The organism is Actinomadura sp. GTD37 (genome assembly GCF_041951365.1).
In the GTDB taxonomy this organism is placed as follows: domain Bacteria; phylum Actinomycetota; class Actinomycetes; order Streptosporangiales; family Streptosporangiaceae; genus Spirillospora.
The window spans coordinates 124,165-151,062 of the sequence record NZ_JBGNUS010000007.1 but is presented as its reverse complement, the minus strand read 5'-3'; the positions used below and the strand labels follow the sequence as shown (position 1 = coordinate 151,062).

The following is a 26,898-nucleotide window of genomic DNA, read 5'->3' as shown; positions in this document are numbered from 1 at the left end:
AGACAAACGGTGGGTTAGATGAATCAGGACGTGATGGGGACGACCGCCGCGGCGCCCGGGGACGCCGCGCCGCTCCAGTGGGCGCCGTGGCTGCAGCGCGGGCTCGGCGGCAAGCACCGCCGGCCGCGCCGCACCATCGCCCAGGTGGTGAAGCGCATGCCGCCGTTCCCGCGCCGGACGCTGAAGTACCAGGGCCCGGGAATGCCGATCATGCACGGCCTGGACGTCGAGCTGTGGCAGCGGCAGATGTGCAAGAAGGGCTACACGCTGCACGTCGACGGATGGTACGGGCACCGGTCGAGCAAGGTCGCCGCGTCGCTGCAGCGGCGCGCCGGCCTCGTCCCCGACGGCGAGATCGACGCCTGGACGTGGGCGGCGGCCTGGGACTGACCCGGGAGCGCGACGTTCGTTTCGGCCCCCCTCCCCGCGGTAGTAGACGCACGGGGAAGGGAGGGGCCGATGCGGGCCGGCGCGGACGCCGAGGTCGAGGACGTCGCCGTCCACGCCTTCGAGGTGCCGACGGACGGCCCGGACGGGTTCGAGGAGGACGGCACCCTCCGGTGGGACTCGACGACCATGATCCTCGTCGAGGCGCGGGCGGGCGGGACGTCCGGGATCGGCTACACCTACGGCGACGCCTCGGTCGCGGCGTTCGTCGAGTCGGCGCTCGCGCCCCTCGTGCGGGGCGCCGACGCGCACGCCCCGGCCGCGGCGTGGGAGCGGATGTCCGCCGGGATCCGCAACGCGGGCCGTCCCGGCCTGGGCCTGGAGGTCAAGTGGGCCGACGCGGAGCCGTACCGCGTGTACGGGGCCCGCCCGTGACCGCTGCCGGACGCCCCGGCGCGGGGCACGGTGTCGCAAAATCACGTTCTGCCGGCGGCTGATCTCCGGAGGGTGGGAACTGTCCCTCCTGGAGGTGGAGCGTGGACACGAGAGCGAAGGTCAGGGCCTGCGCGCTGGCGGCGGTGGGGATGCTCGCGCTCGCAGGGTGCAGCGGTGGGGACGACGAGAACACCGCGACGCCGGCGGCGAGGACCTCGGCGCCGGCCGGCGGGTCGGCGTCGAGCCTGGAGCAGCAGTACGAGCGGGTGGTGGACGCCGTGCTGCCGTCGGTGGTGAAGATCCAGACCGACCAGGCGGAGGGCTCCGGTGTCGTCTACGACGCGCAGGGCCACATCGTCACGAACGCGCACGTGGTCGCCGGGGCGAAGAAGATCCAGGTGACGTCCTCCGGCGGCGGCGCCACGCTCACCGCCGAGCCGGTCGGCGCGTTCGCGGCCGACGACCTCGCCGTCATCAAGGTGAGCGGCGGGAACCTCAAGCCGGCGTCGTGGGGCGACTCCGGCAAGGCGGTGGTCGGGCAGATCGTCCTCGCGATGGGGAACCCGCTTGGGCTGGCCGGGAGCGTGACGAACGGGATCGTGTCCGCGCTGCACCGGACGGTCTCGACCAAGGGCGACGGCTCCTTCCAGGGCTCGACGATCGCCGACGCCATCCAGACGAGCGCGGCGATCAACCCGGGCAACAGCGGCGGCGCGCTCGTCACGCTGAACGGGCAGGTGATCGGCATTCCCACGGCCGCCGCGTCGGACCCGTCGGTCGGCGCGCCCGCGGCCGGCATCGGGTTCGCGACGCCGAGCAACACGGTGAAGAACATCGTCCCGCAGCTCGTCCAGAGCGGGAAGGTGTCGAACTCCGGCCGGGCGGCGCTCGGCGTGACGGTCCGCACGATCGTCGACCCGCAGAGCGGGCAGCGGACGGCGGTGGCCGTCGTGGACGTCCAGCGCGGCAGCGGCGCCGCCAAGGCGGGCATCGTGCCGGGCGAGCTGATCCTGTCGGTGAACGGCACCGCGACCCCCGATCAGACGGCGCTGTCGTCGGTGCTCGCGGGCCTCAAGCCGGGCAGCACGGCCAAGGTCGAGGTCCAGAAGGAGGACGGCTCGAAGCGGACCGTCCAGGTGACGCTCGGGGAGCTGCCCGGCGGCTCCTGACCCCTTGACGATGGCCTGTACAAGCGTACAGTGTGCATTTGTCCAGCACGCTGAACACTTGTACAGGAGGTGCGGATGGCGGCCGAGCGAGCCGGCGATCCGACCGGACGGACCCGCATCCGGGACGCGGCGCTGCTCCAGTTCGCCGAGCACGGCGTGAAGGGCGCGACGATCCGCGGCATCGCCAAGGCCGCCGGCGTCTCGCCCGCCCTCGTCCAGCACCACTTCGGGACGAAGGAGGCGCTGCGCCTGGCCTGCGACGCGTACGTCATCGAGGTCATCCGCGAGACCAAGGGGGAGGCCCTCGACGGAGGCATGGGCGACCCCGGCTTCCTGGCGATCGCCGTGCGGGCCGCCCTGCCCGTCCAGCGCTACCTGGCCCGCGCCCTGACCGACGGCACGGACGCCGCGAACACGCTCTTCGACGACGCGGTGGCGTTCACCGAGGAGGTCCTCGAACGCGGGACGTCCGGCATGCGCAAGCCCGCCACCGACGACCTGCACGCGTACGCCACCGTGCTGACCTCGATGAGCGTCGGCATGGTCGTCCTGCACGACCACCTGTCCCGGGCCCTCGGCGCCGACACGTTCACGGCCGAGGGCTACCCCCGGATGGCGCTCGCGGCCCTGGAGGTCCTCGACGACCGCCTCATGTCGCCGGAGCTGGCCGACCAGGCCCGCACCGCGCTGAAGAACATGCTCGCCGCCGGCGGGCAGCCCCCCGACAAGGAGGACCGGTGACCGCGAACACGCTCCCGATATCCGTATCCGGCCTGGTCAAGAACTTCGGCCGGACGCGCGCGCTGGACGGCCTCGACCTGGCCGTCCGGCAGGGCGAGGTGCACGGCTTCCTCGGCCCGAACGGCGCCGGGAAATCGACCGCCATCAGGGTCCTGCTCGGCCTGCTGCGCGCGGACGCGGGCGCCGTCCGGCTGCTCGGCGGCGACCCCTGGCGGGACGCGACGCGGCTGCACCGCCGCCTCGCCTACGTCCCGGGGGACGTGACGCTGTGGCCGAACCTGTCCGGCGGCGAGGTCATCGACCTGCTCGGCCGGATGCGCGGCGGCCTGGACCGGCGCCGCAAGGCCGAGCTGCTCGACCGGTTCGAGCTGGACCCGCGCAAGAAGGGCCGCGCCTACTCCAAGGGCAACCGGCAGAAGGTCGGCCTGGTCGCGGCGCTCGCGTCCGACGCCGAGCTGCTGCTGCTGGACGAGCCGACCTCCGGCCTCGACCCGCTCATGGAGGAGGTCTTCCAGGAGTGCGTCCGCGAGGAGCGGCGGGCGGGGCGGACCGTCCTGCTGTCGAGCCACATCCTGTCCGAGGTCGAGGCGCTCTGCGACCGCGTGACGATCATCCGGGGCGGCGCCGCGGTGGAGTCCGGCACCCTCGACGAGCTGCGGCACCTGACCCGCACCTCGATCCGCGCTGAACTCGCGGCCCCGCCGGACGGCATCGCGCTGCCGGGCGCCCACGACGTCCATGTCGACGGGGCCACCATCAGGTTCGAGGTCGACACCCCGCAGCTCGACGCCGTGCTCCGCGCCCTCACCGAGATCGGCGTCCGCAGCCTGGTCAGCCGTCCGCCGACACTGGAGGAGCTGTTCCTGCGCCACTACAAGGACGAGTTGCAGGAGGTCTCCGAATGAGCGGAGCGAACCGGGAGGCGGTCCCCCCGCGGATGGCGGGAACGACTGGGCTGACCGGGGTCGGCGGGTTGATCCGGCTGATCCTGCGCCGCGACCGGGTGCTGCTGCCCGCCTGGGTGCTCTGGCTGGCGGTGATCCCGCTCGGGTTCGTGGGGGCCACCGAGGGCCTCTACCCGGAGGCCGCCGACCGGCTCCAGTACGCGCGGACCACCGGGACCAACCCGACGTTCCTCGCCCTCTACGGGCCGATGTACGACACCGGCCTCGGCAGCATCATCGCGCAGCGGTCCGGGTTCATCCCGGTGGTGGTCGGGCTGATCAGCGCGCTCACCGTCGTCCGGCACACCCGCACCGAGGAGGAGGCGGGCCGCCGCGAGCTGCTCGGCGCCACCGTGACGGGACGCGGCGCGGGGCTGGCCGCCGCGCTCATCGTGACGATGGCGGCGAACCTCGTCCTCGCCGGGCTGCTCGCCGCGGGCCTGGCCGCGCAGGGCCTGCCCGTCGCCGGTTCGCTGGCCTTCGGGCTCCAGCTGGCCGCCGGAGGCTGCGTCTTCGCCGCCGTCGCGGGCGTCGCCGCGCAGCTCAGCGAGGGCGCCGGCGCCGCGCGGGGCGCGGCCGTCGGCGCGCTCGGCGCCGCGTTCGCGGTGCGGATGGCCGCCGACGTCGGCGGCGCGGGCAACGGACTGTCGTGGCTCGGCTGGCTGTCCCCGTTCGGCTGGGGCAACCGGCTCCGCGCCTACGGCGGTGAGCGCTGGTGGACGCTCGCGCTGGTCGCCGCCCTGGTCGCGGTGCTGGTGGCGGCCGCCGGGGTCCTGTCGGCGCGCCGGGACGTCGGCGCGGGCGTGCTCCCGCCGAGGCCCGGCCCGGCCGACGCCCCGGCGCGGCTGTCCGGGGTGTTCGGGCTGGCCTGGCGGCTGCAGAGCCGTCCCCTCTACGGGTGGCTCGCCGGGTTCGCCGCGCTGGGCGTCGTGTACGGCGCCGTCGCGGGCGGTGTGCTGGACATGGTCGACGACAATCCCGACCTGGCGGAGATCTTCACCCGGCTCGGCGGGCAGAGCGCCATCGTCGACGCCTACTTCGCGTCGGTGATGGGCGTGCTCGGCCTGATCGCGTCCGCCTACGCGGTGTCGGCCACGCTGCGGCTGCGCACCGAGGAGGCCGGGCAGCGCGCCGAACCGCTGCTCGCCACCGCGACGGGACGGTCGCGCTGGGCGTGCGGCCACCTGCTGTTCGCCCTCGCCGGCCCGGTCGTCCTGCTCACCGTCGCCGGGCTCGCCGCCGGGGTCGCGCACGGGCTGGACACCGGCGACCCCGGCCGCGAGGTGCCGCGCGTCCTCGGCGCCGCGCTGGCGCAGCTGCCCGCCGTGTGGCTGGTCGCGGCGATCGCGCTGGCGCTGTTCGGGCTGCTCCCCGGGCCGGCCGGCGGTTCGTGGGCGGCGGTCGCCGGGTGCGCGCTGATCACCCTGTTCGGGGCGGCGCTCGGCCTGGACCAGTGGGTCATGGACGTCTCACCGTTCAGCCACATCCCGAAGCTTCCGGGGCAGGCGTTCACGGTCGCGCCCCTGCTGTGGCTCCTGGCGGTCACGGCCGTGCTGTCGGCCGCGGGCCTGCTCGGTTTCCGCCGCCGCGACCTCGCGACCAGGTAGCGGTTAGATTGGCCGGGTGACAACGCCGAAGCCCCTCGCCGTCTGCGTCTTCTGCTCGTCCAGCGGCAGGATCGACCGCCGGTACACCGACCTCGCCGCCGAGACCGGCGCCGAACTGGCCCGGCGCGGCCACAGCCTGGTCAGCGGCGGCGCCCGGGTGTCGTGCATGGGCGCCGTCGCCCGCGCCGCGCGGGCCGGCGGCGCCCGCACCGTCGGGGTGATCCCGGAGGGCCTGGTCAGCGTCGAGATCTCCGACGAGGACAGCGACGAGCTGATCGTCACCTCCGACATGCGTACCCGCAAGGGCGAGATGGACCGGCGCAGCGACGCGTTCCTCGTCCTGCCCGGCGGCATCGGCACGCTGGAGGAGCTGTTCGAGGTGTGGACGGCCCGCGTCCTCGCCATGCACGAGAAGCCGGTCGTCATCCTCGACCCGACCGGCGTCTACGAACCGCTCCGCGAGCTGATGAAGGGCCTCACCGAGCAGGGCTTCGCCCGTCCCAGGATCTGGGACGCCATCGGCTGGACGACCTCCGTCCCCGAGGCGTTCGACCTCCTGGAGCGGACGCAGCCCCGCATCGAGTTCTCCTCCGGGGACTACGCGGAGACCCAGCTCTAGCCATCGCGGGGGACGCCCCCCGGCAGGGCGCTCAGTCGCGCTTGCGGCCCGGCATGCTCTCGTACATGTCGGTGAGCTTCTGCCGGAAGCCGCGGGCCGCGATGCCGATCTTCTGCGGGTCCTTGAAGCCGGCCTTGACGGTCTTCACGGCCTGGTCCTTCATGATGTGCGGCGGGATCGGCGCGATCTCGCTGTCCACCACGAACTCCACGACGACGGGACGGTCGCTCGCGAGCGCCTCCTTCCAGGCGCTCGTGACCTTCTTGGGCTTGTCGCAGTAGACGCCCTTGAGGCCGCACATCTCCGCGTACTGGGCGTACGGGAAGTCGGGGATGACCTGCGAGCCCTCGTACTTGGGGTCGCCGCCCATCGCGCGCTGCTCCCAGGTGACCTGGTTGAGGTCCTGGTTGTTGAACACGGCGAAGACCAGCGGCGGCGAGCCCGCCATCCGGTCGGCGTACCGCTTGACGGTGAGCATCTCGTTCATGCCGTTCATCTGGAACGCGCCGTCGCCGACGAAGCAGATCACGGGGTGGTCGGGGTAGGCGAACCGGGCCGCGATCGCGTACGGGACGCCGGGGCCCATCGTGGCGAGGGTGCCGGACAGGGACGCCCGCATCCCGTCGCGGAGCTTGATGTGCCGGGCCCACCAGTTCGTGGCCGAACCGGAGTCGGCGGTGAGGATCGCGCGGTCGGGCAGCAGCGGGGACAGCTCGTGCGCGACGGCCTGCGGGTTGACCTTGCCGCCGAAGCTCTGCCCGGCGCGCTTGCGCATCACCGTGTCCCAGGTGCGGACGTTCTCCTCGATCTCCTTGCGCCAGGACCGGTCCTTCTTGCGCTCCAGGAGGGGGATCAGCTCCCTGAGCGTCTCCTTGGCGTCCCCGACGACGTGCGCGTCCATCGGGTAGCGGATGCCGATCATGCGGCCGTCGATGTCGATCTCGACGCCCTTGCAGCTGCCCTCGTCCGGCAGCCACTCGGCGTACGGGAAGCTCGTGCCGATCATGAACAGGGTGTCGCAGTTCATCATCATCTCGTCGCTGGCCTTGGAGCCGAGCAGCCCGATCGGGCCGGTGACGTACGGCAGGTCGTCCGGGAGCACCTCGCGGCCGAGCAGGGCCTTGGCGACGCCGGCGCCGAGCAGCTCGGCCGCCTCGATCAGCTCGGCGTGCGCGTTCGCGGCGCCCTGCCCGACGAGCATGGCGACCTTCCGCCCCTCGTTGAGGATCCGGGCCGCCTTGTGCAGCTCCTCCTCGTTCGGCAGCACGCGCGGCCGGCTCCACCCGACGCTGGAGTACACCGCGCCGTGCTCCTTGGGCGGCGACGGCACCGCGTCCGACTCCTGGACGTCCTCCGGGATGATGATCGTCGCGACGCCGCGGGTGGTCAGCGCCGTCTTGAACGCGCGGTCGACGACGTGCCGCATCTGGCCGGGCGCCATGACGATCTGGCAGAACTCCGAGACGTCGGAGAACAGGTTCTCCAGGTTCACCTCCTGCTGGTAGTGGGTGCCCTGGGAGAGCCGCTTCTGCTGCCCGACGATCGCGACGACCGGCTGGTGGTCCAGCTTGGCGTCGTACAGGCCGTTCAGCAGGTGGATCGCGCCCGGCCCGGACGTGGCGGCGCAGACGCCGACCTCGCCGGTGAACTTGGCGTGCCCGCACGCCATGAACGCGGCCATCTCCTCGTGCCGCGTCTGGATGAACTCGGGCTCGCCCTCGGCGCGGTCGAACGCGCCGAGCATCCCGTTGATGCCGTCGCCCGGGTAGCCGTAGACCCGCTTCACGCCCCATTCGGTGAGCCGCTGGAGGACGTAGTCGGCCACTTGCTGCGCCATCGATCTCTCCTTCGTCGTGATGTCGTGTCCGTCGGCGCCGCAGCAGCCTCGCCGGCCGTCGCGCCCGCGGCGGCGCCGGCCGTCGCGGCCCCCACCAGGTAGCCGGCACCCAGGCCCCCTGCCCGTGACGAGGGGCCTGTAACGCGGCGCCGGGCGGGCGGGGCGGTCCTCGGATACCGTCGAGAGGTGCGCGCCCGTGAACTCGCCGTCGAGTACCCGACCGTGACACCGGACGACTCCGCGCTGGACGCCGCCCGCCTTCTGGCGGACCAGGGGCTGCCCGGCCTCGTCGTCGTGGACGGCCGGCGGCGCGCGGTCGCGGTGATCCCCGGCTCGCGGCTGGTGCGGCAGATCGTCCCGCCGCACGTCCGGGACGACCCGGCCCTCGCCCGCGTCTACGACGAGCCCCACGCCGACCGGCTCGCCGCCAAGCTCGGCGACCGCAGCGTCGCGGAGCTGCTGGCGGACGAGCGGAGAACGCTCCCCGTCGTCGGCCCGGACGCGACCGCGATGGAGATCGCGAGCGTCATGGCGGGCGCCCGCAGCCCGGTGGTGGCGGTGTCCGACGACGAGGAGCACCCCGAGCGGGGCGCCGTGATCGGCGTCGTCACCGCCGCCCACCTGCTGAACCGCCTCCTGCCCGGCTGATCCGGCGCCTCCGTCACCCTTCGTGGCCGCCTGTGCCCAGTGAGGTGTCAGGCACTAATGACTTCAAGTCAGAACGTCCAGATGTAATAACAAAGTATTGACTGGCGTTCCGGGTGGGGCTACAAATGCTCCAAGCCGCGGCGATGACGAGGAAGTGAACGACCGGTGTCGGCCACCGGGCCGCCGGATGAACGGCGGGTGAACTCGCCATCGCGATCGGACAGCGCCATGGGAGGCACACAATGCGGGTCGGACTGCTGGGTGCGGGACGGATCGGGGCGTGGCACGCCCGGTTCCTGGGCGGGCACCCCCTGGTGGGCGATCTGCTCATCGGGGACGCCGACCGGCGGCGCGCCGAGGCGCTGGCCGGCCCGCTCGGCGCCCGCGCCGACACCCCGGACGCCGTGCTCGCCGCGAACCTGGACGCGGTCGTGATCGCCACCCCGACGTCCACGCACGCCGAACTCCTCACCCGCGCCTGCGACGCCGGCGTCCCCGCGTTCTGCGAGAAGCCCGTCGCGCCGGACCTGCGCACGACGCTGGAGGTCCGCGACCGCGCCGCCAAGACGGGCGTGCCGGTGCACATCGGCTTCCAGCGCCGGTTCGACGCCGGCTACGCGGCGGCGCGGCGGGCCGTCCTCGACGGGCGGCTCGGCGAGCTGCACCGCGTCCACCTCGTCACCGCGGACCCGGCGCCGCCGCCCGCCGAGTACGTCCGCACGTCCGGCGGGATCTTCCGCGACTGCCACATCCACGACTTCGACATCCTGCGGTGGGTCACCGGCCGCGAGGTCGAGTCGGTGACCGCCGTCGGCGCCAACCGCGGCGACGCCTACTTCGCGGCGGCCGGCGACGTCGACACCAGCGCCGCCGTCATGGTCCTGGACGACGGGACGATCGCGACGCTGCAGGGCTCGCGCTACAACGGCGCCGGCTACGACGTCCGCATGGAGCTGTCCGGCACCGCCGGCACGTGGGTGGTCGGGCTGGACGAGCGCGCCGCGCTCCGGTCCGCCGAACCCGGCGTCGACTGGCCGCCCGGCGACGCGTGGACGGACTTCTGGGAGCGCTTCGAACCCGCCTACGCGAGCGAGATTGGAACGTTCCTAGAAATGGCCAAGGGCACCGTGGCCAGCCCCTGCACCGTGGACGAGGCGCTGGAGGCGTTCCTCGTCGCCGAGGCCGCCACGCTGTCGCTGCACGAGGGCCGCCGGGTGGCCCTGGCGGAACTTCGATGATCTGGGCGATGGCGTTCGCCGTGCTGGCCCTGGCCTTCGTCTGGATCACCGGCGTCAACGACGGCGCGGCCCTGCTCGGGCTCAGCGGGCGCTACCCGCGCTCGTCGGGGCTGCTGCTGATCGCGCTGGTCCTCGTGCCGCTCGTGCTCGTCCCGCAGCTGACGGTCACCGTCGCGCGGACGTTCACCGAAGGGCTCACCGACCTCGGCGACCCGCGCGGCGCGCTGGCGTTCCTGGTCGGCGTGACCGTCGCGCTCGCCGTCGTCGCCGTCCTGTCCAAGCGCGGGCTGCCGACCAGCCTCACCCTCGCCATCGTCGGCGGCATCGGCGGCGCCGGGCTCGGCATGGGCCTGGACGTCTCCTGGGGCGGGCTCGGGCTCGTCCTGCTCATCGGGGCGGCGGCGCCCATGGTGGGGATCACCGTCGGGTACGGGCTCGGGCTCATGTCGCGGCGCGTGCCGTCCTTCACCGGGATGCCCGGAGCCGTGCGGACCCTGCACGTCCTCGCCTACAGCGCCCAGTGCGCCGCCTACGCCGCCAACGACGGGCAGAAGATGCTCGCCGTCGTCAGCGTCGCCCGGCACGTCGTGTCGACCCGCCGGCTCGGCGCGGTCGGGGCCGTCCAGCCCACCCCCGTCCTGCTCATCGCGATCGCCGTCGTGTTCTGCGCCGGCGCGCTGAGCGCCGTCGACCGGATGGGGGAACGGCTCGGCCGCGGGCTCGTGCTCGCCCGGCCGCTGCACGTCGTGTCCACCGAGGCGGCCGCCGCCGCGTCCGTCGCGGCCAGCTCGTTCGCGGGCGCGCCCGTCAGCATGACGCAGTCGGTCACCGCCGGGGTCGTCGGCGTCGCGGCCAGCGAGGGCGCGTCCCGGGTGCGCTGGCAGAACGTCGTCGGCATCGGCGCCGCCTGGCTGTTCACCCTGCCGCTCGCCTTCGCCGGCGGGACGCTCGGCGGCGTGGCGGTGAGGGCGCTGTGAACACCGCCCGCCGCCCCGCGCGGCGCCTCCGGCGCGTCTGGGACGACCTGCGCGGACACTCCGGAGACCGGGTCATCGGGCAGGTCGCGCGGCAGCTGCGCGCCGCGCGCGACGGCGCCGACCTGGCCCGCGAGATGGCCGCCGGGCGCACGCCGCCCGCCGCCGCCCGCGCCCGGATGGCCGAGATCGAGCACGCCGGGGACGCCGAGCGGGCCGCGCTCGCCGCGATGCTCCGCGGCGTCCTCGCCACCCCCATCGACCGGGAGGACCTCTACCGGCTCTCCCGCTCCGTCGACGACGTCCTGGACAACCTCCGCGACTTCGTCCGCGAATCCGACATGTTCGGGCCGTCCGAGCTCGGTTTCGCCGTTCCGCCGCTGGACGCGGTGCTGGAGGGCCTGACCGCCCTCGACACCGCCGTCCGGAAGGTCCTCGCCGAACCCGCCGCGGTCACCATCGCGGCGCTGGGGGCGCGCAAGGCCGGAAACCGCGTCCGGGAGACCCGGCAGGCCGAGCTGGCCGTGCTGTTCGCCGGGCCCCTCGGCATCGACGTCCTGCGCAGGACGGAGCTGCTCGACCGGCTCGACGCGGTCGGGCGGCGCCTCGGCGAGGCCGCCGACGCCCTCTCGGACGCGATGCTCAAACGCAGTCACTGATCCTCCACCCACCCCCATCACGCCGCAGGCCGGGCCGCCGGCGGAGCCAAGGAGAGAACACCATGATCCGCACCATCGCGAGAGGACACCGGGCGCGCACGGGCGCCGCCGTGGTCGTCGCGCTCGCCACCGCCGCGCTCAGCGCGTGCGCTCCGTCCAGCAGCGGCGAGGCCGGGGCCGACAAGCCGCTGCCGTCCGCGACCGTCGAGGACGCGGCGTCGTTCGACCTGAACGCGCTCGTCGCCGCCGCGAAGAAGGAGGGCAGCCTCCTCGCCTACGACGGCAGCGGCGACGTCAAGGACATGGCGGCGGCGTTCGAGAAGAAGTACGGGATCAAGGCCGAGGGCGTGAAGTCCAAGGCCGCCGCCACCGCCGAGAAGATGACCAGGGAGGCGCAGGCGGGCAACGTCACCATCGACGTCAGCCTGTTCGAGGACGGCCCGATGCTCGTCGGCCAGCTCCTCCCGCAGAAGATCCTCCAGACGTGGATTCCGCCGGACCTCGCGAAGGACATCGACGAGAAGAACCGGAACCCGCTGATGATGATCTCCAAGGCGTACGTGTTCGCCTACAACCCCAAGCTCAACCCCAACGGCTGCCCGGTGAAGAACATCTGGGACCTCACCGACCCGAAGTGGAAGGGCAAGGTGATGATGCAGGACCCGCTGGGCAAGGAGGTCTTCACCCAGTGGTTCACCCAGATGTCGGAGCAGGGCACCGACAAGCTCGCCGCCGCCTACGAGCAGCTCGGCAAGGGCAAGCTCAAGACGGACGAGAAGGACGCCGCGTACCAGTGGGTGAAGGGGCTGGCGAAGAACAAGCCGGTGCTCACCACCGAGGACGAGGACGTCGCGACCGCCGTCGGCGCCCCCAACCAGACGCGCACCACGATCGGGCTGTTCTCGATCGCCAAGTTCCGCGACCTGGAGGACAAGCACTTCAACATGAAGGTCTGCGAGGGCCTCGCCCCGTGGACCGGGTTCGCGTACCCGAAGTTCGCGACGATCGCGACGAAGTCCAAGCACCCGAACGCCGCGAAGCTCTTCATCCACTTCGCGATGGAGAAGGAGGGCTTCGACCTTGAGGCCCACTCCGGCGGCGTCTCCGGCAACAACGCGGTCGGGGTGAGCCCGCACAACCCGCCCGGCCTGACCGACTGGAACACCCAGCTGTACTGGTTCTCCTCCGACCAGTTGCTCGCCGACTTCCGCGCCCGCCAGGACATCAAGGACTTCTGGCGCGTCAACCACTCCTGACCCGATACACCACCGGCGGGCCGCGGGCGCGGCCCGCCGGGTTCCACCCCGGAGGAAACCTCATGGCGGTCTCCGCCCCCCCACGGCCGGTGTCACGCGGCCGGCGCGTCCTCTACCGGTCGCGCGTGCTCCTGCGTGATCCCACCGTGCTGCTCGGCCTCGTGCTGAGCATCGCCCTGCTCTACCTGGTCATCGCCCCGCTCGTCTCGGTCGTGTCGGACGCGGGCCGCGTCCAGTACGGCGACGAGGCCCGCTCCGGCCAGGACGCCGGCTCGTGGACGAGCTACTACCTGTGGCGGGTGTTCCGGTCGCCCGTCAGCCACCTGCTGTTCTGGGAGCCGCTCTGGCACACCCTGACGGTCGCGTTCGGCGTCATCGCGTTCGCGCTCGTCGTCGGCGGGTCGATGGCGTGGCTGGTCACGCGGACGAACGTCCCGGGACGCAAGTTCCTCGCCGGCGCGCTGGTCGTCCCCTACATGCTGCCGTCGTGGACGTTCGCGCTGGCGTGGCTGTCGCTGTTCAAGAACGAGCGGTCCGGCGGGCAGGTCGGGTACCTCCAGGGCGCCGGGATCCACACCCCCGACTGGCTCGCCTACGGGCGGCTGCCGATCATCGTCACGCTCGGGCTGCACTACTACCCGTTCGTGCTGCTGCTGTTCGGCAACGCGCTGCGCCGCATCGACTCGCAGCTGGAGGACTCGGCCCGCATCCTCGGCGCCGGCGGCCGGACGGTGCTGCGCCGCATCACGCTGCCCCTGATGCTGCCCGCGCTGTCGTCGGCGGTGCTGCTCGTCCTCGGCCGCGTCCTCGGCACGTTCGGCACCCCGTACATCCTCGGGCTGCCCGCCGACTACAACGTGCTGTCCACCACCCTCTACCACGCGATCCGGGACCGCAGCACGGGCGTCGCCTCGGCCCTCGCCGGCGTGATCGTGCTGGTCGGAGTGCTCGTGGTGATCGTCGACACCCGGCTCGTGCGGGAGCAGCGCCGGTTCGTCACGGTCGGCGGCAAGGGCGCCATGGACCGCCGCAGCGACCTGCGGCGCTGGCGCTGGCCCGCGTGGGGGCTGGCGATGGCGGTGTTCGCCGCGAGCGTCGTCATCCCCGTGCTCACCCTGCTGTTCTCCACGATCACCAAGACGCCCGGCGTGTTCAGCGCCGACAACTTCACGCTCCGGTACTGGTTCGCGTCCGACATCGAGGGCGCCGTCGGGTTCCCGCACGGCGTGCTGCGCGGCGGCGAGCTGTGGGACGCCGCGTGGAACAGCATCCGGATCGTCGGGCTCGCCTCGCTGTTCTGCGGCTTCCTCGGGCTGCTGATCGGATACGTGGTGGTGCGCGGGGCGGGGAGCCGGGTGTCGGGGTTCCTCCGGCAGGTGTCGTTCCTGCCGTACCTGGTGCCGGGCATCGCGTTCGCCGCGGCCTGCCTGTCGCTGTTCGCGGTGCGCCGCGGCCCGATCCCCGCCCTCTACGGGACGATCACCCTGCTCGTCCTGGTGCTGACCGTCACCCATCTGCCGTACTCGTCGCGGTCGGGGATCTCGGCGATGATGCAGCTCGGCAGGGAACCGGAGGAGGCGGCGCAGATCAGCGGGGCGCGCTGGCCGACCCGGATGATCCGGATCATCATCCCGATCCAGCGGGGGGCGCTCGTCACCGGCGTCGTGCTGCCGTTCATCTCCGGGCTGAAGGAGCTCAGCATCGTCATCATGCTGACCACGTCCGGGACGCAGCTGCTGACCACCCTGTCGATCGGTCTCGTCGACTACGGCTACACCCAGCTCGCCAACGGGGTGGTGCTCATCATCGCCCTGCTCTCGTTCACCATGACCTACCTGGCCCAGCGGCTCACCAAGAGCAGCCTGGCCTCGGGCATCGGAGGTTGACCAATGCCGGCCATCACCCTCAGCGGAGTGGTCAAGACCTACACGAGCGGCGCCCGACCGGCGGTGAAGGACCTGGACCTCACCATCCCGGACGGCTCGTTCACGTGCCTGCTCGGCCCGTCCGGCTGCGGCAAGACGACCACGCTGCGCATGATCGCCGGGCTGGAGCAGCCGACGCTCGGTGAGATCACCGTCGGGGACCGGGTCCTGGACTCGGTGGAACGCGGCGTCTACGTCCCGCCGGAGAAGCGGGACATGGGCCTCGTCTTCCAGAACTACGCGCTCTGGCCGCACCTCACGGTGCGCGGCAACACCGAGTTCGGGTTGCGGATGCGCAAGGTCCCGGCCGAGAAGCGCAAGGCCCGCGCGGTGGAGGCGCTGGAGAAGGTGCGCGTCGCCGACTGCATGGACCGGTACCCGTCGCAGCTGTCGGGCGGCCAGCAGCAGCGCGTCGCGCTGGCCCGCATGCTCGCCGTCGACCCCGACGTCCTGCTGCTGGACGAGCCGCTGTCGAACCTGGACGCGCGGCTGCGCCTGGAGATGCGGGCGGAGCTGAAGCGCATCCACGACGAGACGGGTGCGACCGTCGTGTTCGTCACGCATGATCAGATGGAGGCCATGACCATGGCCACGCACATCGCGGTCATGTCGGATGGGGAGTTGCAGCAGGTGGCACCGCCTATGGAGATGTACGAGCGGCCCGGCAACCGGTTCGTCGCCGAGTTCGTGGGGAGCCCGCCGATGAACATCGTCCCCATCGGCGCCGAGCCGGAGGGGCTCGCCGGGTCGCTGCTGCGGTACGTGGAGAAGCAGGCCGGCCCGGAGCGCCCCGGCTGCGTGGGCGTCCGGCCGGAGGCGCTCAAGCTGTCGGCCTCGCGCGACGACGTGCCCGACGCGGCCTGGTCGGACGAGGCCGTCGTGGAGACGGTCCTGCCGACCGGGTCGAGCTGGACCGTGCAGCTGCGCGTCCTCGACACCGAGATGTTCGCCGTCGCCCACGAGGACCCCGAGGCCGGGCCGGGCGACCGGCTCACCTGCTGGGCGCGGCCGAAGCGGCTGCACCTGTTCGCCGGTGACGGCGCCCGGATCGGCGCCTGGGACGACGCGCACGCCCCCGTCCAGAAGGCGGCCTCGTGAACGGCGCCCTGCGCAGGCCGCGGGCGCTGCTGCTCGACTTCGGCGGCGTCCTGGCCGAGACGACCAGGCGGGAGGGCTGGTCGGCGGCGCTGGCGAAGGAGGTGCACGCCGCCCTCGCCCGCGCCGGATGCCGCGACCTGGACGTCGCCGCGGTCGAGACCGACATCAAGGCGGGCGTGGCGGCCGACAAGTGCTGGAAGGACGCGATGTCCCGGCCGTACGCGCCGCCGGAGATGACGCACGCCGCGTTCTGGGGCGACTACGTCGCCGCCGACTGGCCGGCGCCGGCCCGCCAGCTCGTCGTCGCGCACGCGACCCCGCTGTGCAAGCGGATGGGCGAGCTGCGGCAGGACCGCCGCACCCGCCCCGGCATCCCCGAACTGCTGGACGCCGCCGCCGCGCACGGCATCCCCTGCGCGATCGTCAGCAACTCGCTGTCGGGCGCCGTCCACCGCGACTACACGGCGGCGACGGGCCTGGCGGAGAAACTGGCCGTGGAGATCTACAGCGACGAGGTCGGCGTCCGCAAGCCCAACCCGGAGATGATCTGGATCGCGACCCGCGCCCTCGGCCTCGACCCCGGCGACGTCTGGTACGTCGGCGACAACTTCGACCGGGACGTGGTGTGCGGGCACCGGGCGGGCGTCGGCGGCAACGTGCTGATGGTCGCCAAGGGGACCTACGACGTCCCCTACGAGGTCCGGCACCGCCCGGACGCGGTCGTGGACGACGGCCACGGGCTGCTCGAACTGCTCACCGGCGCGCTCGAACGCGAAGACGACACAGAAGGAGACGCATGAACGTCGATGTCCCCGCCTCGCGGGAACTGGCCGGAATCGCCGAGCTCGCCGCTCGCGCCACGGGGGACCGGCTGCGGACGGCGTTCCGCTCGCGTCCCGAGGTCGACACCAAGCGCGACATGCACGACCCGGTCACCGTGCACGACCGCGCCGCCGAGGAGACCATCCGGGAGGTCCTCGCCAAGGAGAGCCCCGGCAGCGTCGTCGTCGGCGAGGAGGGCGGCGCGCAGGGTCCGGACGGCGACGCGGCGTCGAACGGCGGCGCGGGTTCGGACGGCGGCATCCGCTGGTACGTGGACCCCATCGACGGCACCGCCAACTTCGCGGTCGGCCTGCCGTTCTTCTGCGTGTCCATCGGCGCCGTCGCCGGCGGCGAGGTCGTCGCGGGCGCGGTGTACGACCCGGTGCGGGACGAGATGTTCAGCGCGTCCCTCGGCGGTGCGACCTGCAACGGCGAGCGGATCGAGAGCAGGGGCGCCGCACGCGACGAGACCGCCGTCGTCGCCACGTCCTACCCCAGCGCGCGCGAGCTGCACGCCGACCGGGACGAGGCGCTGCGCCGCTTCGGCCAGATGGTGGAGGCGTTCGCCACGCTGCGCCGCCCCGGCAGCGCCGCGCTCACCCTCGCGCACGTCGCCGCAGGCTGGACCGACGTCGCCTACGACCCGTCCATCAACGCCTGGGACGTCACCGCGGCGCTGCTGCTGGTCCGGCAGGCGGGCGGCACGTACCTGCCGCTCGGCGGGAAGCCCGGCGCCCCCGACCACGAGGCCCCCGGCTACCTGGCGTGCACCGGCGCGTTCGACCTCGACGCGTCCGTCATGCTCGACGTGACCGGCGCGCGGGGGAGCGGCGCGTGAGCACCACCGGCGTCCGCACCGTCGACTGGATCGTCACCGACCTGGACGGCACCCTCGTCGGCCGCGACAGCGAGATCGTCGCGCCGAGCCTCGCGGCGCTGCGCCGCTTCATGGACGCGGGCGGCGCCGTCGTCATCGCCACCGGACGCAGCGAGGCGGCCGCGCTCCCGTACTACCGGGCGCTCGGCCTCACCACCCCGGCGATCCTCTACAACGGCGCCCGCGTGGTCGACCTCAGCACGGGCGCCGTCCTGTACCGGCGCTGCCTGGGTGTGGCCGCGTGGGCGAAGCTGACGATGCTGTTCGGCTCCCTGCCCGAGGGGGTGTGGCCGGTCGCGTTCAGCGGCGGCCGCGCCCACGTTGTCTCCGATTCGCCGGCGCTGCGGGAGTACGCCCATCGGGACGGCATCACGCTCACCCGCATCGGCGCGTGGGGCGACCTGCCGTTCGACGACATCGTCAAGGTCATGATGATCTGCGACCGCCCCGGCCTCATGGACCCCGCCGAGGAGACGGTGGCGGCGAACGTCGAGGGCGTCACCCTCGTCCGGTCGGAGACCACCTACCTGGAGGCGCTCCCGGCGGGCGCGACGAAGGGCGCGGCGCTGCGCGAGCTCGCGGCGGCGCGGAACGTGGCGCTGACCGACATCGCGGCGATCGGCGACAACCCCAACGACCTCGACATGATCCAGGTGGCGGGGCTCGGCGCCGCGGTCGGCGACGGGGCCGAGCAGGTCCGCGCCGCCGCCGACCTCGTGGTCGGGCCGTGCGCGGACGGCGCGGTCGCCGACCTCGTCGCCCGCGTCCTGCCGTGATCCTGACCGTCGTCGGCTGCGCGGGCTCCGTCCCGGGGCCGGACGCCGCGTGCTCCTGCTACCTGCTGGAGCACGCGGGGTTCCGGCTCCTGCTGGACGCCGGCACCGGCGCCCTCGGCCCGCTGCAGCGCTTCGCCGACCCCCGCGCGATCGACGCCGTGGTCGTCAGCCACCGCCACCGCGACCACTGCTCCGACTTGGCCCCCCTGGCCTATCTGCGCGACCGCCGGGGCCCGGCGGAACCGCTGCCGGTGCTGGCGCCCGCCGGGACGTCCGCGCACCTGGCGCCCCCGCCCGCGTCCGAGTCGGCCGGCGCGAACGCGCCCGCGCCGGGCGGCTACATGGACGGGCTGGAGTGGCGGGACCCGGTCCCGGGCCCGACCCGGTTCGGTCCGTTCACCGTGCGGACGGCTCCCGTGCGGCACTCGGTGCCCGCGCTGGCCGTCCGCGTGACGGTGGGGCGGGCGTCGCTCACCTACTCCGGCGACTCGGGCGAATGCGACGAGCTGCTCGACCTGGCGCGGGGCGCGGACGTCCTGCTGTGCGAGGCGGCCGCGTCGGTGCGGACGCCCGGCGCCGGGGAGGCGCACCTGACGCCCGCGCAGGCGGCCGGGCTGGCGAAGGAGGCGGGGGCCGGGCATCTCGTCCTGACCCATCTGCGTCCCTGGGCCGATCCGGCGGAGGCGCTGCGGGCGGCGCGCGAGGTCTACGCGGGGCCGATCTCCCTGGCCGTCCCGGGCCTGCGCGTCATCGCCTGACCGGGGCCGTGCTGCCGCGTTCGACCAGCGCCGGGGGGACGCTGACGCGGCGCGGCCTGTCCGGGGCGCCGTCGCGGACGCGGTCCAGCAGGGCGGCCATCGCCAGGCGGCCCAGCTCGCGGGGCGGCGGGGCGACCGCGGTCACCCGCGCGGCCCCGGCGCCCGGCGGGTCGCCGTGCACGATCAGCGAGACGTCCTCGGGGACGCGCCTCCCGGCGCGCAGCAGGGCCGCCAGCGCGGCGGTGCCGGTCGTGTCGCCGAGCGCGAGCACCGCCGTCGGCGGCTCGGGCGCGTCCCACAGCTCGTCCGGGGCGGTCGCGACGGCGGCGCGGCCGGCGACGGCGCGGCGGAGCCGGGACGGCCGGGAGCCGAGGTCCAGGCAGGCGATGCGGCGGTGCCCGAGCGAGGCCAGGTGCGCGATCGCGTGCTCGGCCGCACCGGCGTCGTCGCCGGTCACGCAGTCGACGTTGGCCGAGCGGAGCGTCCGTCCGACGACGGCGACGGCGGAGCCGGCGGCGGCCCGGTCGATCTCGGCGGCGGGGATGCGGGGGCCGGCGAGGACGACGCCGTCCAGGCGGAGGCCGAGGAGGTCCTCCACGGCGGTCCGCTCGCGGGCGGTGCGGCCGCCTCCCGTGGTCAGCAGCAGCCGGACGTCGCGCCGCGCCGCCTCCTCGGCGAGCCCGTCGTGGACGGCCGCGGACTCCGGGTCGTGGAGGTCGGCCAGCAGCACCCCGACGATGCCCGTCCGGCCGGCGGCGAGGCCGCGCGCCATGACGTTCGGCCGGTAGCCGAGTTCCCGCGCCGCCTCCAGCACCGCCTCCCGGCGCTCCCTGCCGACCTTGGGGGAGCCGCGCATCACCAGGGACACCAGCGCGCGGGACACGCCCGCGCGCGCCGCGACGTCCTCCAGCGTCGGATGCGCCATCTCAGTACTTCCTTTCGTGCGGGGGCGCCCCCCCCGGATCCGGGAGGCGCCCCCGAGCATCACTCCGTCACGTGACGGCCGAGCCGCCGGTGATCGCCTGCGAAGCCAGTTTCGAGCCTGCGTGAAACTGGTCGCGATGCGAGCCGCCAGGCGAGCCGGAGCGATGCGGCGATCGCCGCGGTGCCCGTTGGAGGAAGGCGCTCAAGCGCCTGACGCCAAGGGCACCGCGATGAACTCAGCCGCGCGGGTTCCAGTCGCCTGGGGTGACGTCCAGGTCGAGCGGTTCGGCGACATCCTTCCAGTCCACGAACTTGAAGTTCGTGTTCTCGCGGACCTCGCCGCCGCCGTCCACCGCGTCGGGGGTGTTGACGCCGTCGTGGACGACCAGGAGGCCGTTGCGGAAGCGCCCGATCGGGGCGCTGGTCACCATCGCGCCGTCGCAGACCTCCGAGCCGTCCACGGTGGTGCCGGGGGCGACGCGGAAGCGGCCGATGTAGTCGTCCGGGTCCTCGCGGTCGTAGACGACGAAGGTGTTGTCGCCCTGGCTGGAGGCGAGCAGGTAGCCCTCGCCGTCGTCCTGCCGGTAGATCGAGAGGCCCTCGGCGTCGGCCGTGAGGTGCGTGCCGCCCACGCCCGGGTCGGGCCCGCTCGGGTCGCACTCCTCGGTCTCGGGGTTGTAGGCGGCCGGGACGCCGTACTCCTTGACCCGGTCGATGAGCTCGGGCGCGCCGCCGTTCATCGGGACGCGCCAGATGCCGACGTCCTCCTGCGCCGCGTACAGCGCGTCGTTCTCGGGGTCGGCGACCATGCCCTCGACCTGCGGGCCCTCGCCGGGGTCCTCGCAGGGCGTCCAGGTGCCGCCGGGCACCGGGAACGACGTGGGCAGGTCGAGGTCGCGGACGCGGTCATAGCTGATCTTGCCCGCGGCGGTGACGCGCAGGCGGACGAGGCCGAGCCGGGAGGTGTGCCGGCGGCTGAGCGCGACGTAGGCGCCGCCGCGGGAGTCGCTCCACGACGCGAGCCCGTACGCCGTCGCCTGCTCGTTGACGTCGTCGAGGGAGGACGAGAAGACGAACGGCGCGGACGGGTCGGTGACGTCGGTCAGCGGCGCCTGGTGCCGGACGGCCGCCCGCGGGTCGATCGCGTAGGTGCGGACGGTGTCGCGGCCGCGGTCGGAGACGACGGCCAGGTCGACCTTCTGGCGGCCGAGCTGGAAGCCGTAGACGAGGTCGACGTTGTTGAACCTGCCGGGCTCGTCGCCGGGCCGGGGCGGGGTGGGGGCGGCGAACCGCTGGACCTCCCGTCCGGCGGCGTCGTACACGACGAGGCCGCCCTCCTTGAGGGTCGCGACGACGAGGTCGCCGGCGCGGTCGCTCGGGTGGCTCCAGATGGCCGGGTCGTCGGCGTTGGCGTTGCCGCCCGCCTCGTCGTCGTAGTTCGGCGGGGTCTCCAGCGTGGCGCGGACCTGGGCGGGCTGGTCGCCGCCGGCGGACGCCGGGACGGCCGGCAGCACGGCGGCGGCGAGCGCCACGGTCGTCGCGGCGGCCGCCAGGCGGGCGCCCTTGGGGGTGGGTTTCAGGTGCATCGGGTTCCTCCTGATGCGCGATGCGGATGCCTGCACCGTAAGCGTTAGAGCGCTCTAATTCAATAGAGCGCTCTAATCGGTCACAAGGTTCTCACCGGCCGTTCACCCCGGTCCCCGGCGGCGGGCTAGCGCTCCACGAGCGTGAGCGCGAACGAGTAGCGGTCGGCGCGGTACACGTGGCAGCCGTACTCGATCGCGGCGCCCTTGTCGTCGTAGGCGGTGCGGTTCATGGTCAGCAGCGGGACGCCGCGGCGCTCGTCCAGCAGCCGGGCCTCGGCCGCCGTCGCGCCGCGCGCGCCGATGGTCTGGTTCGCGATGCGCAGGTTGATGCCGGTCCCGCGGAGCAGCTCGTACAGGCCGTGCTCGGCGAGGTCGGCCTCGGTCAGCTTGATCAGGTCGACCGGCAGGTAGTTGGTGAGCAGGGCGAGCGGCTCCTCGCCGGTGCAGCGGATGCGGCGCATCCGGACGACGTCGGTGCCGGGCGGGAGGCCGAGCTCCTTGGCCACCGTGTCGTCGGCGGGCACGAGGCCCAGCTCCAGGACGCGGGTGCGCGGCTCGCGGCCGGCCGCCGCCAGGTCGTCGTGCAGGCTGGTCAGCTCGATCGAGCGGCGGATCTCCGACTGCACCACCTGCGTGCCGACGCCCCGCTTGCGGACGAGGAGCCCCCGGTCCACCAGGTGCTGGATGGCCTGCCGGACGGTCGGGCGGGAGAGCCCGCACCGGTCGGCCAGCTCGACCTCGTTCTCCAGCCGGGTGCCCGGGGTCAGCTCACCCTCCCGGATCGCGGCCTCCAGCTGCTGGGCGAGCTGGTAGTACAGCGGCACGGGGCTGCTGCGGTCCACGGACACGCGCGGTCGGTACACCCATCGTCTCCTCTCGTCCGTGAGGATCGTACCCCCCGAAGTGTGTTTAACTTATTACCTCATAATGTCATAACAAACTATTGACATGCCGTCCTGGCCTTCAGCAGACTCGGCGGGGCCGGTGCCGAGCGCGGAACCGGGTGCGTTCAGGAAGATGGTGAGCCGATGATCAACGATCGCGTCGCGGGAGCCCCGATCTCGTGGGGGGTGTGCGAAGTCCCCGGCTGGGGCCATCAGATGGACCCCGGGCGGGTGCTGGCGGAGATGCGCGACCTCGGGCTGGCCGCCACCGAGTTCGGGCCGGACGGCTTCCTGCCGGCCCGGGCCGGTGAACGCGCCGCGCTCCTGGCGGAGTACGGGCTGCGGCCGGTGGGCGGCTTCGCGCCGGTCGTGCTGCACGACCCGGAGCGGGACCCGCTGCCGGACGTGCGGCGGATCCTGTCCGGGTTCGATGTGGAACGCTCCAAGTCGGATCTGACGCTGGTGCTGGCCGCCGTGCACGGGCTGGACGGCTACGACGAGCGCCCCTCGCTCGACCTCGCCGGCTGGACGGCCCTGCTCGCCAACCTCGACCGGATCGCCGCCCTCGCCGCCGAGACCGGCGTCCGGGCCGTCCTGCACCCGCACGTCGGGACGATGGTGGAACGGTCCGCGGAGGTCCGCCGCGTCCTCGACGGGTCGGGCGTCCCGCTGTGCCTGGACACCGGCCACCTGCTGATCGGCGGCACCGACCCGGCCGAGCTCGCGGCGAGCGCCGGGGAGCGGATCGCGCACGTCCACCTCAAGGACGTCGACGCGGGCCTCGCCGACGCCGTCCGGCACGGCCGCACCTCCTACACCGACGCCGTCCGCGCCGGGATCTACCGCCCGCTCGGCGCGGGCGACATCGACATCGCCGCCATCGTCGGCTCCCTCGAAGGCGTCGGCTACGACGGCTGGTACGTCCTGGAGCAGGACATGATCATCGACGCCGAGCCCGCGCCCGGCGCCGGCCCGCTGACCGACGTGCGCGCCTGCGTCGACTTCCTCGCCGGGATCCCCGCATGACCCGATTCGACGTCATCACCATGGGCCGCGTCGGCGTCGACCTCTACCCGCTCCAGTCCGGCGTCGGGCTGGACGAGGTCGAGACGTTCGCCCGGTTCCTCGGCGGCAGCGCCACCAACGTCGCGGTCGCCGCCGCCCGGCACGGCCGCCGCGCCGCCGTGATCACCCGGACCGGCGCCGACCCGTTCGGCCGCTTCGTCCGCCGCGCGCTCGCCGAGTACGGGGTGGACGCCCGGTTCGTCGCCGACGTGGCGGGGCTCCCGACCCCGGTGACCTTCTGCGAGATCTTCCCGCCGGACGACTTCCCGCTGTACTTCTACCGCTTCCCGAAGGCTCCCGACCTGGAGATCCGCGCCGACGAGCTGGACCGTCCCGCGATCGAGGCCGCCGGGGTGCTCTGGACGACGGTGACCGGCCTGTGCGCCGAGCCGTCCCGGACGGCGACGCTCGCCGCGCTCGGTGCCCGCTCCCGCGCCGCCCTCACCGTCCTCGACCTCGACTACCGGCCCATGTTCTGGGAGTCGCCGGACGAGGCGGGCCGCTGGGCGGGCGAGGCCCTCGGACACGCCACCGTCGCGGTCGGCAACCTGGCCGAATGCGAGGTCGCCGTCGGCGAGCGCGACCCGGTGCGCGCCGCCCGCGCCCTGCTGGACCGGGGCGTCCGGCTCGCGGTCGTCAAGCGCGGCCCGGACGGCGTCCTCGCCGTCGACGCCGACGGGCGGGTGGTCGAGGCGCCGCCGGTCCCCGTCGAGGTCGCCAACGGGCTGGGCGCCGGCGACGCGTTCGGCGGCGCCCTCTGCCACGGGCTGCTCGCGGGCTGGGCGCTCCCCGACGTCATCGCGTTCGCCAACGCCGCCGGCGCGATCGTCGCGTCCCGGCTGGCCTGCTCGGCGGCGATGCCCACCCCGGACGAAGTGCACGCACTGGTGAAGCAGGTGGCCTCATGACGCTCGACACGCCGGTGACCCCGGCCGGGGCACGGGCGGGCCGGGTCGCGGCGCTCGCGGAGACGCGGGCGGTGCGCCCCGAGGCCATCGCCGAGGCCGCCGCCCGCCGCACCCGGCGGTCCGCGCTGCTCGGCTCGACCGGGCGGCTCATGCTGATCGCCGCCGACCACCCCGCCCGCGGCGCGCTCGCCGCCGGCGGCGACCCGCTCGCCATGGCCGACCGCGGCGACATGCTCGACCGGCTGTGCACGGCGCTGGAGCGCCCCGGCGTCGACGGGGTGCTCGCCACCCCCGAGGTCGTCGAGGACCTGCTGCTCCTCGGCGCCCTGGACGGCAAGGTCGTGATCGGCTCGATGAACCGGGGCGGGCTCGCCGGCACGTCCTTCGAGATCGACGACCGGTTCACCGCCTACAGCGCCGACGCGATCGCCGCGTCCCGGCTCGACGGCGGCAAGGTGCTGCTGCGCGTCGACGACGACGATCCGGCGACCCCGCGCACGCTGGAGGGCTGCGCGCGGGCGGTGTCGGCGCTCGCCGGGCACGGCGTGATGGCCATGGTCGAGCCGTTCATCGCGCGCCGGGTGGACGGCCGCGTCCGCAACGACCTCACCGCGGAGGCGATGATCCGCGCGATCGCGATCGCCGCGGGCCTCGGCACGACGTCCGCGCGCACCTGGCTGAAGGTGCCGGTCGTCCCGGACATGGAGCGCGTCATGGCCGCCTCGACGCTGCCCGCGCTGCTGCTCGGCGGCGAGGTCTCCGCCGACCCGCGCGCCGCCCGCGACGGCTGGCGCCGCGCGCTGCGGCTGCCGACCGTCCGGGGCCTGGTCGTCGGCCGCTCCCTTCTCTACCCTGCGGACGGCGATGTGGCCGGGGCCGTGGACGCTGCAGTGGAGGTCATGTGAGCACGAGACTGACGGTCGCCCAGGCGGTCGTGCGCTTTCTGGCGGCGCAGTACAGCGAACGGGACGGCGCGGAGCGGCGGTTCTTCGCCGGATGCTTCGGGATCTTCGGGCACGGCAACGTCGCCGGGCTCGGCCAGGCGCTGCTGGAGCACGCCGAAGACCTCCCGTACTACATGGCGCGCAACGAGCAGGCGATGGTGCACGCGGCGTCCGGCTACGCCCGGATGCACGACCGGCTGTCCACGCTGGCGTGCACGACGTCCATCGGGCCGGGCGCGACCAACATGGTGACGGGCGCGGCGCTGGCGACCATCAACCGGCTGCCCGTGCTGCTGCTGCCCGGGGACATCTTCGCCACCCGTCCCGCGAGCCCCGTCCTGCAAGAGCTGGAGGACGCGCGGTCCCACGACGTCTCGGTCAACGACTGCTTCAAGCCGGTGTCGAAGTACTGGGACCGCGTCAACCGGCCGGAGCAGCTGCCCAGCGCGCTGCTGGCGGCCATGCGCGTCCTCACCGACCCGGCCGAGACCGGCGCCGTCACCCTGGCCCTGCCCCAGGACGTCCAGGCGGAGGCGTTCGACTGGCCGGACGAGCTGTTCGCCCGCCGGGTGTGGCGGATCCCGCGCCCGGTCCCCGAACCGGCGGCGATCGAGGAGGCGGCCGAGATCCTGCGGAACGCCGAGCGCCCGCTGATCGTGGCCGGCGGCGGCGTCATCTATTCCCGCGCCACCGGCGACCTGGCCGCCTTCGCCGAGCGGACGGGCATCCCGGTCGCCGAGACGCAGGCGGGCAAGGGCTCGCTGCCCTGGGACCACGCGTGCTCGGTGGGCGCGATCGGCGCGACGGGCACGACGGCCGCGAACGCGCTCGCCCGGGAGGCCGACGTCGTGCTCGGCATCGGCACCCGCTACAGCGACTTCACCACCGCGTCGCACAGCCTGTTCGCCGACCCCGGCGTCCGCTTCGTCAACATCAACGTCGCGCGGCCCGACGCCGTCAAGCTCGCCGCGACGACCGTCGTCGCCGACGCCGGGGAGGCGGTCCGGGCCCTCGGCGCGGCGCTCGGCGGCCACCGCGTCCCGGACGCCCACCGGGCGCGGGCGCGGGAGCTCGCCCGGCGGTGGAACGCCGTCGTCGACGGGGCGTTCGGGGAGCGGCGGGACGGGCTGCCCGCGCAGGCGGAGATCATCGGCGCGGTGAACGAGGTCTCGGGGCCGCGGGACGTGGTGGTCTGCGCGGCCGGGTCCATGCCCGGCGACCTGCACAAGCTGTGGCGGACGCGCGACCCCAAGGGCTACCACGTCGAGTACGGCTACTCCTGCATGGGCTACGAGATCGCCGGGGGCCTCGGGGTGAAGATGGCCGCCCCCGACCGCGAGGTGTTCGTCCTCGTCGGCGACGGCTCGTACCTGATGATGGCGCAGGAGCTGGCCACGGCCGTCGCCGAGGGCGTCAAGCTGGTCGTCGTCCTGGTGCAGAACCACGGCTACGCGTCCATCGGGAACCTGTCCGAGAGCGTCGGCGCGGAGCGGTTCGGCACCCGCTACCGCGCCCGCACCGACACCGGCCTGGACGGCGGCCCCCTCCCCGTCGACCTCGCCGCGAACGCCGCCAGCCTCGGCGCGGACGTGCTCCGCGCCGAGGGCGTCGACGGGTTCCGCGACGCGCTGCGCGAGGCGGTCGCGTCCCCGCGCACCACCGTCGTCCACGTGGAGACCGACCCGCTCGCCCCCGCCCCCGACAGCGAGGCGTGGTGGGACGTGCCGGTCGCGGAGGTGTCCGCGCTGGAGCCCGCGGCGCTGGCCCGCGCCCGCTACGACGACGACCTGAAGACCCGGCGCCACTACCTGTGAGAG

At 73.8% G+C, this 26,898-nt stretch carries 26 protein-coding genes; 22 read left to right on the top strand and 4 right to left on the bottom strand.

Features of this window, described 5'->3' with window-relative positions:
* The first annotated feature begins 18 nt into the window (after positions 1–18).
* The 7 genes from ACA511_RS31085 to ACA511_RS31055 all read left to right on the top strand — a co-directional run bounded on the left by ACA511_RS31085 (position 19) and on the right by ACA511_RS31055 (position 5,902).
* Positions 19–390 (top strand): peptidoglycan-binding protein, encoded by a 372-nt coding sequence (locus ACA511_RS31085; RefSeq protein WP_375028226.1) that lies wholly within the window; start codon positions 19–21, stop codon positions 388–390.
* Between the two features lie 69 nt (positions 391–459).
* A complete protein-coding gene (locus tag ACA511_RS31080) occupies positions 460–822 on the top strand; it encodes a hypothetical protein (RefSeq protein WP_375028225.1) in 363 nt (120 codons plus the stop codon).
* 101 nt (positions 823–923) lie between these two features.
* Positions 924–1,991: a S1C family serine protease gene (locus ACA511_RS31075; protein ID WP_375028224.1), complete on the top strand. Its 1,068-nt coding sequence runs from the start codon at positions 924–926 to the stop codon at positions 1,989–1,991.
* Between the two features lie 75 nt (positions 1,992–2,066).
* On the top strand, positions 2,067–2,732 hold the full coding sequence (locus ACA511_RS31070; protein WP_375028223.1) for a TetR/AcrR family transcriptional regulator: 666 nt from the start codon (positions 2,067–2,069) through the stop codon (positions 2,730–2,732).
* Complete coding sequence (locus tag ACA511_RS31065; protein WP_375028222.1) at positions 2,729–3,637, top strand: ATP-binding cassette domain-containing protein; 909 nt, start codon at positions 2,729–2,731, stop codon at positions 3,635–3,637. The genes ACA511_RS31070 and ACA511_RS31065 overlap by 4 nt, the downstream gene beginning before the upstream one ends.
* Positions 3,634–5,283, top strand: coding sequence for an ABC transporter permease (locus tag ACA511_RS31060; protein WP_375028221.1), 1,650 nt, complete (start codon positions 3,634–3,636; stop codon positions 5,281–5,283). The genes ACA511_RS31065 and ACA511_RS31060 overlap by 4 nt, the downstream gene beginning before the upstream one ends.
* Before the next feature lie 16 nt (positions 5,284–5,299).
* Positions 5,300–5,902 (top strand): TIGR00730 family Rossman fold protein, encoded by a 603-nt coding sequence (locus ACA511_RS31055; RefSeq protein WP_375028220.1) that lies wholly within the window; start codon positions 5,300–5,302, stop codon positions 5,900–5,902.
* 31 nt (positions 5,903–5,933) lie between these two features.
* On the opposite strand, the gene ACA511_RS31050 is transcribed toward ACA511_RS31055, so the two are convergent.
* On the bottom strand, positions 5,934–7,739 hold the full coding sequence (locus tag ACA511_RS31050; RefSeq protein ID WP_375028219.1) for a thiamine pyrophosphate-requiring protein: 1,806 nt from the start codon (positions 7,737–7,739) through the stop codon (positions 5,934–5,936).
* A 186-nt stretch (positions 7,740–7,925) separates the two neighbouring features.
* Between ACA511_RS31050 and ACA511_RS31045 the strand changes: the two genes are divergently transcribed.
* The 11 genes from ACA511_RS31045 (at position 7,926) to ACA511_RS30995 (ending at position 18,770) form a co-directional block, all read left to right on the top strand.
* On the top strand, positions 7,926–8,387 hold the full coding sequence (locus ACA511_RS31045) for a CBS domain-containing protein (protein WP_375028218.1): 462 nt from the start codon (positions 7,926–7,928) through the stop codon (positions 8,385–8,387).
* A gap of 242 nt (positions 8,388–8,629) precedes the next feature.
* A complete protein-coding gene (locus ACA511_RS31040) occupies positions 8,630–9,625 on the top strand; it encodes a Gfo/Idh/MocA family oxidoreductase (protein ID WP_375028217.1) in 996 nt (331 codons plus the stop codon).
* A complete protein-coding gene (locus ACA511_RS31035) occupies positions 9,622–10,602 on the top strand; it encodes an inorganic phosphate transporter (protein ID WP_375028216.1) in 981 nt (326 codons plus the stop codon). Before ACA511_RS31040 ends, ACA511_RS31035 begins: the two co-directional genes overlap by 4 nt.
* Positions 10,599–11,258, top strand: coding sequence for a DUF47 domain-containing protein (locus ACA511_RS31030; RefSeq protein ID WP_375028215.1), 660 nt, complete (start codon positions 10,599–10,601; stop codon positions 11,256–11,258). Before ACA511_RS31035 ends, ACA511_RS31030 begins: the two co-directional genes overlap by 4 nt.
* Before the next feature lie 62 nt (positions 11,259–11,320).
* Positions 11,321–12,514: an ABC transporter substrate-binding protein gene (locus ACA511_RS31025; protein ID WP_375028214.1), complete on the top strand. Its 1,194-nt coding sequence runs from the start codon at positions 11,321–11,323 to the stop codon at positions 12,512–12,514.
* A gap of 125 nt (positions 12,515–12,639) precedes the next feature.
* On the top strand, positions 12,640–14,400 hold the full coding sequence (locus ACA511_RS31020; RefSeq protein ID WP_375028213.1) for an ABC transporter permease: 1,761 nt from the start codon (positions 12,640–12,642) through the stop codon (positions 14,398–14,400).
* Positions 14,401–14,403: 3 nt separating this feature from the next.
* The gene (locus tag ACA511_RS31015; protein WP_375028212.1) at positions 14,404–15,537 is read left to right on the top strand and encodes an ABC transporter ATP-binding protein; all 1,134 of its coding nucleotides are present in this window, start codon (positions 14,404–14,406) and stop codon (positions 15,535–15,537) included.
* Positions 15,534–16,337, top strand: coding sequence for an HAD family hydrolase (locus tag ACA511_RS31010; protein ID WP_375028211.1), 804 nt, complete (start codon positions 15,534–15,536; stop codon positions 16,335–16,337). Before ACA511_RS31015 ends, ACA511_RS31010 begins: the two co-directional genes overlap by 4 nt.
* Positions 16,334–17,197 (top strand): inositol monophosphatase family protein, encoded by an 864-nt coding sequence (locus tag ACA511_RS31005; protein ID WP_375028210.1) that lies wholly within the window; start codon positions 16,334–16,336, stop codon positions 17,195–17,197. The genes ACA511_RS31010 and ACA511_RS31005 overlap by 4 nt, the downstream gene beginning before the upstream one ends.
* Entirely contained in the window at positions 17,194–18,012 is an 819-nt protein-coding gene (locus ACA511_RS31000; protein ID WP_375028209.1) for a Cof-type HAD-IIB family hydrolase, read from the top strand. Before ACA511_RS31005 ends, ACA511_RS31000 begins: the two co-directional genes overlap by 4 nt.
* On the top strand, positions 18,009–18,770 hold the full coding sequence (locus ACA511_RS30995; protein ID WP_375028208.1) for an MBL fold metallo-hydrolase: 762 nt from the start codon (positions 18,009–18,011) through the stop codon (positions 18,768–18,770). Before ACA511_RS31000 ends, ACA511_RS30995 begins: the two co-directional genes overlap by 4 nt.
* Here the strand turns inward: ACA511_RS30995 and ACA511_RS30990 are convergent.
* From ACA511_RS30990 to ACA511_RS30980, 3 genes are all read right to left on the bottom strand, one after another.
* Positions 18,760–19,695 (bottom strand): LacI family DNA-binding transcriptional regulator, encoded by a 936-nt coding sequence (locus ACA511_RS30990; RefSeq protein ID WP_375028207.1) that lies wholly within the window; start codon positions 19,693–19,695, stop codon positions 18,760–18,762. The two genes, ACA511_RS30995 and ACA511_RS30990, sit on opposite strands and share 11 nt — an antisense overlap.
* A gap of 235 nt (positions 19,696–19,930) precedes the next feature.
* Entirely contained in the window at positions 19,931–21,280 is a 1,350-nt protein-coding gene (locus ACA511_RS30985) for a phytase (RefSeq protein WP_375028206.1), read from the bottom strand.
* Between the two features lie 125 nt (positions 21,281–21,405).
* The gene (locus ACA511_RS30980; protein ID WP_375028205.1) at positions 21,406–22,143 is read right to left on the bottom strand and encodes a GntR family transcriptional regulator; all 738 of its coding nucleotides are present in this window, start codon (positions 22,141–22,143) and stop codon (positions 21,406–21,408) included.
* 165 nt (positions 22,144–22,308) lie between these two features.
* Here ACA511_RS30980 and ACA511_RS30975 point away from each other — a divergent pair, with 165 nt between their 5' ends.
* From ACA511_RS30975 to iolD, 4 genes are read left to right on the top strand one after another with little or no spacing between them, the layout of a single operon-like run.
* Entirely contained in the window at positions 22,309–23,190 is an 882-nt protein-coding gene (locus tag ACA511_RS30975) for a TIM barrel protein (RefSeq protein ID WP_375028204.1), read from the top strand.
* Complete coding sequence (gene iolC / locus ACA511_RS30970) at positions 23,187–24,137, top strand: 5-dehydro-2-deoxygluconokinase (protein WP_375028203.1); 951 nt, start codon at positions 23,187–23,189, stop codon at positions 24,135–24,137. Before ACA511_RS30975 ends, iolC begins: the two co-directional genes overlap by 4 nt.
* Positions 24,134–25,042, top strand: a complete 909-nt coding sequence (locus ACA511_RS30965; RefSeq protein WP_375028202.1) for an aldolase — start codon at positions 24,134–24,136, stop codon at positions 25,040–25,042. Before iolC ends, ACA511_RS30965 begins: the two co-directional genes overlap by 4 nt.
* The gene (gene iolD / locus ACA511_RS30960) at positions 25,039–26,895 is read left to right on the top strand and encodes a 3D-(3,5/4)-trihydroxycyclohexane-1,2-dione acylhydrolase (decyclizing) (RefSeq protein WP_375028201.1); all 1,857 of its coding nucleotides are present in this window, start codon (positions 25,039–25,041) and stop codon (positions 26,893–26,895) included. Before ACA511_RS30965 ends, iolD begins: the two co-directional genes overlap by 4 nt.
* Positions 26,896–26,898 lie beyond the last annotated feature (3 nt).

Coding starts and splice junctions, on each gene's coding strand:
- ACA511_RS31005 (WP_375028210.1), top strand. CDS start 16,334: ATGAACGTCGATGTCCCCGCCTCGCGGGAACTGGCCGGAATCGCCGAG.
- ACA511_RS31085 (WP_375028226.1), top strand. CDS start 19: ATGAATCAGGACGTGATGGGGACGACCGCCGCGGCGCCCGGGGACGCC.
- iolC (WP_375028203.1), top strand. CDS start 23,187: ATGACCCGATTCGACGTCATCACCATGGGCCGCGTCGGCGTCGACCTC.
- ACA511_RS31080 (WP_375028225.1), top strand. CDS start 460: ATGCGGGCCGGCGCGGACGCCGAGGTCGAGGACGTCGCCGTCCACGCC.
- ACA511_RS30975 (WP_375028204.1), top strand. CDS start 22,309: ATGATCAACGATCGCGTCGCGGGAGCCCCGATCTCGTGGGGGGTGTGC.
- ACA511_RS31015 (WP_375028212.1), top strand. CDS start 14,404: ATGCCGGCCATCACCCTCAGCGGAGTGGTCAAGACCTACACGAGCGGC.
- ACA511_RS31050 (WP_375028219.1), bottom strand. CDS start 7,739: ATGGCGCAGCAAGTGGCCGACTACGTCCTCCAGCGGCTCACCGAATGG.
- ACA511_RS31025 (WP_375028214.1), top strand. CDS start 11,321: ATGATCCGCACCATCGCGAGAGGACACCGGGCGCGCACGGGCGCCGCC.
- ACA511_RS31060 (WP_375028221.1), top strand. CDS start 3,634: ATGAGCGGAGCGAACCGGGAGGCGGTCCCCCCGCGGATGGCGGGAACG.
- ACA511_RS30965 (WP_375028202.1), top strand. CDS start 24,134: ATGACGCTCGACACGCCGGTGACCCCGGCCGGGGCACGGGCGGGCCGG.
- ACA511_RS30985 (WP_375028206.1), bottom strand. CDS start 21,280: ATGCACCTGAAACCCACCCCCAAGGGCGCCCGCCTGGCGGCCGCCGCG.
- ACA511_RS31070 (WP_375028223.1), top strand. CDS start 2,067: ATGGCGGCCGAGCGAGCCGGCGATCCGACCGGACGGACCCGCATCCGG.
- ACA511_RS30990 (WP_375028207.1), bottom strand. CDS start 19,695: ATGGCGCATCCGACGCTGGAGGACGTCGCGGCGCGCGCGGGCGTGTCC.
- ACA511_RS31040 (WP_375028217.1), top strand. CDS start 8,630: ATGCGGGTCGGACTGCTGGGTGCGGGACGGATCGGGGCGTGGCACGCC.
- ACA511_RS31035 (WP_375028216.1), top strand. CDS start 9,622: ATGATCTGGGCGATGGCGTTCGCCGTGCTGGCCCTGGCCTTCGTCTGG.